4 protein-coding genes are annotated in these 3,208 nt (G+C 59.7%); 1 reads left to right on the forward strand and 3 read right to left on the reverse strand.

Annotation, left to right across the window (positions count from 1 at the left end; all coding sequences use genetic code 11):
- Positions 1-36 precede the first annotated feature (36 nt).
- Positions 37-597 (reverse strand): F0F1 ATP synthase subunit delta, encoded by a 561-nt coding sequence (locus VGP39_RS02190; protein ID WP_327566471.1) that lies wholly within the window; start codon positions 595-597, stop codon positions 37-39.
- 699 nt (positions 598-1,296) lie between these two features.
- Between VGP39_RS02190 and VGP39_RS02195 the strand changes: the two genes are divergently transcribed.
- The gene (locus VGP39_RS02195) at positions 1,297-1,785 is read left to right on the forward strand and encodes a septal ring lytic transglycosylase RlpA family protein (protein ID WP_327566472.1); all 489 of its coding nucleotides are present in this window, start codon (positions 1,297-1,299) and stop codon (positions 1,783-1,785) included.
- A gap of 358 nt (positions 1,786-2,143) precedes the next feature.
- Here VGP39_RS02195 and ppa read toward each other — a convergent pair whose 3' ends face one another.
- Positions 2,144-2,674, reverse strand: a complete 531-nt coding sequence (gene ppa, locus VGP39_RS02200) for an inorganic diphosphatase (protein WP_327566473.1) — start codon at positions 2,672-2,674, stop codon at positions 2,144-2,146.
- A gap of 144 nt (positions 2,675-2,818) precedes the next feature.
- Positions 2,819-3,208 (reverse strand): GNAT family N-acetyltransferase (locus VGP39_RS02205; protein WP_327566474.1); only part of this gene is annotated, 390 nt, incomplete at its 5' end.

Raw genomic sequence — 3,208 nt, forward strand, 5'->3', positions numbered from 1 at the left:
TCAGGATCGCGGAAATTTCCGCGGCGCGGATGTCCATCAGCCTGCCTCTTTCATCGCGTGCTTGATCGAATTGAGTTTGGTGCGAAGCGAACTATCCACCATGCGGCTGCCGAGCTTGACCACAAGCCCGCCGATGATGGAGGGATCGACCTTCACGTTGAGCGCGACGTCCTTGCCCGTCACCGATTTCAGCGCGGTCTTCAGGGCGTCGAGATTCTTGTCGCTGAGCGCTTCGGCGACGGTCACGTCGGCCGTGGCTTCGCCCTTGAATTTTGCCACCAGCGCGCGGAACGCCCGGATGACATCGGCCACCGCGAATAGCCGGCGATTGGCGGTCAGAACTTTCAGGAAATTCGCGGAGATGCCGGAAATGCCGGCCTTGTCGAGCACCGCCGCCAGCGCCCTGGACTGCGTGTCCGCGCTGAAAACCGGGCTGCGCACCAGCCTCAAAAGGCCGGGACTGTCCGCCAGCATGGCCTCGAACCTGTCGAGATCGGCCTTGACGGCATCGACGGATTTTTCATCGCGCGCCAGCTCGAACAGGGCCGTTGCGTAACGACCGGACACTCCTGAAACCGACGGATCTTCAGCTGCCACAAGCGCGCTCTTTGTGCTGTCAAACGCCAAGGGGAAGACCATCGCCACAATGCGGCGCCTGGCGGCCCAAGCCCTTGGAATTCAAGCGGGACTTCGATTTTCGACCAGTACGAGAAGTACCGGCACCGTCAAAATCGCGGCTTTGCTAACATAGCGAGAGCGCAGGTGCAACATGAGGCGGGTGACGAGCGATGCCTTGTCGCAACCCGTCAAGCGCGCGCACCGGCTTCGATATGTCATTGCGCGATGCGCCCTCTTGGGCGCAGACCCGGAACCCGGCAGCGGAGGCGATTTCTGGATTCCGGGTCGGCGCGAAGAGCACGCCGGAATGACAGCCCGCTTCTCGTTATCCCGAATCGTTCCGCCTGTAATTGCATGCATCCCATGCATCCGCCGTTGGAACGTTGGAACTGCCCGCGCCATTCCTCTTGCGGTGTTACTTGAAGAATCCTGCTCACGTTCAGCGATAACTTGCTTCTACAGTATTCTTAGGTAAATTACAGTATAAAAATGGTTAACGATTGGTTAATTCGGGAGCACCTGCCACTATCCTGCTCGATCACAAGATATTTCATCTGCAACGGGAACAAAAACCTTGCCAAGTTTACGCCTCATTGACCGATCAACGGTTCGCCTCGCAAATGGGACGGGGGTTCCACTTGCCACATATGTGGCATTACTATCTGAGGGACTTGGTATATGCTGAAATTCAAGAAGTCGGCATCGGGAGAGGTAACCCGGTCACGCACGGCGATCGCACTGTTCGCCGGAACTCTGCTGCTCGGTGGGGGCATCACCGAAGCCTCGGCTAAATCGAGGCACCATCATCATCGTCATCATCACGCTCATCACGCCGGCAATTCGTCCTGGCGCGACGCCAACGCCTCGGTCGGTGGCGGCTCCGGCCGCAGTTTCTCCGGGATAGCTTCGTTTTACGGCAATGAATCCGGCAGCAAGACCGCCTCGGGCGCGCGCTTCAACCAGAACGCCATGACCGCGGCTCACCGCAGCCTGCCGTTCGGCACCAAACTCCGGGTCACCCATGGTGGCCGCAGCGTCGTCGTCACCATCAACGACCGTGGTCCCTTCATCCGCGGCCGCGTCCTAGACCTCTCGACCGGCGCCGCCCGCGCAGTGGGTCTCACCGGCGCCGGCGTTGGCCGGGTCACCGCGGAAGTCGTTTCCTGACCGTGCTTTCGGTCAATCAAGAATAGGTAGCGTTGCGTTGCGTCTAGTACGTCTGCGGGATGTTCCCGAGACGAGAGAAGCCTGCCGTCGCAAATGACGGCAGGCTTTTTTGTGCGTCATCGCCTACCACTCTTCGTTATGGCCGGGCCTGTCCCGGCCATCCACGTCTTGCTTTCCTTATGGGCCTTGCATCGTTCCTCAATTTTTTGAATCAAGAGATCGATGTGCCCTGACTTTCGTACCAGCCCATCGAATGTTGGCTCTTTTCGTCAATAACCCGCACCCTTCAGCCGGTAAACGCGCCTTCATTTTTATCGAAAACGAGCTGTTCGGTATAATTCTGAAGACCATCCTTTCGTTACTTCCCCTTCGCGCGGGCGATGCCTTCCAGAATTAGTTCGTGCGCGTCCTCGGCATTGCCCCAGCGCAGCACCTTGACCCACTTGCCGGGCTCGAGATCCTTGTAGTGCTCGAAGAAATGCTGAATCTGCTGCAGCGTGATCTCGGGAAGGTCGCTGTAGGTCTTCACCTTGTCGTAGCGCTGGGTCAGCTTTGACGATGGCACCGCGATGATCTTTTCGTCGCCGCCGGCCTCGTCTTCCATCAGCAGCACGCCGACCGGCCGCACGCTCATGACAGCGCCGGGCACGATGGCGCGCGTGTTGGCGACCAGCACGTCGCAAGGATCGCCGTCGCCGGACAGCGTGTGCGGGATAAAACCGTAATTTCCGGGATAGCGCATGGCGGTATAGAGAAATCGGTCGACCACCAGCGTGCCGGCGTCCTTGTCCATCTCGTATTTGATCGGCTCGCCGCCGACCGGCACCTCGATGATGACATTGACCTCGTGCGGCGGGTTGCTCCCGATCGAGATGGCGTCAATGCGCATGGGCGGCTCCGGGATTGAAAGAGCAAGTGTCAATCAACACAAGTCGTCATACGCGGGCTCGACCCGCGTATCCATCCATCTTCGCAAGAGTCTTTCGAAAAAGATGGATTGCCGGGTCAAGCCCGGCAATGACGGCAACCGGCTCTAGCTGGCCCAGGCGAACGCGACCTTGTCGAGCGATTTCGGCCCGAATTTCTCCGAGGATCGCGCCACCATCCGCCCGCCCAACGCGCGGTAGAATTCGGTCGCATGGTCGTTGTCGGAGAGCGCCCAGATCACCATGCTCTTCAACCCGCTTTGCACCAGGTCGCGCTTGGCCGCGGTGAACAGCCGGCGGCCGAAACCGAGACCCTGAAATTCGGGGCGCAGATAGAGCTCGTAGATCTCGCCTTCGAAATGCAGGCTGCGCGCGCGGTTGCGGCCGTAATTGGCGTAGCCCGCGACCTTGTCGCCGAACACCAGCACGCTGACGCGGCTGCCCTTGCGGATCGCTGAGTCCCACCATTGCGGGCCGCGGCGGTTGATCAGCTTCTC

The sequence above is a fragment of the Bradyrhizobium sp. genome (genome assembly GCF_036009065.1).
GTDB lineage: Bacteria > Pseudomonadota > Alphaproteobacteria > Rhizobiales > Xanthobacteraceae > Bradyrhizobium.

What these genes read in the sequence shown, in the direction of transcription:
- VGP39_RS02195 (WP_327566472.1), top strand. Translation starts at nt 1,297, where the DNA reads ATGCTGAAATTCAAGAAGTCGGCATCGGGAGAGGTAACCCGGTCACGC.
- ppa (WP_327566473.1), bottom strand. Translation starts at nt 2,674, where the DNA reads ATGCGCATTGACGCCATCTCGATCGGGAGCAACCCGCCGCACGAGGTC.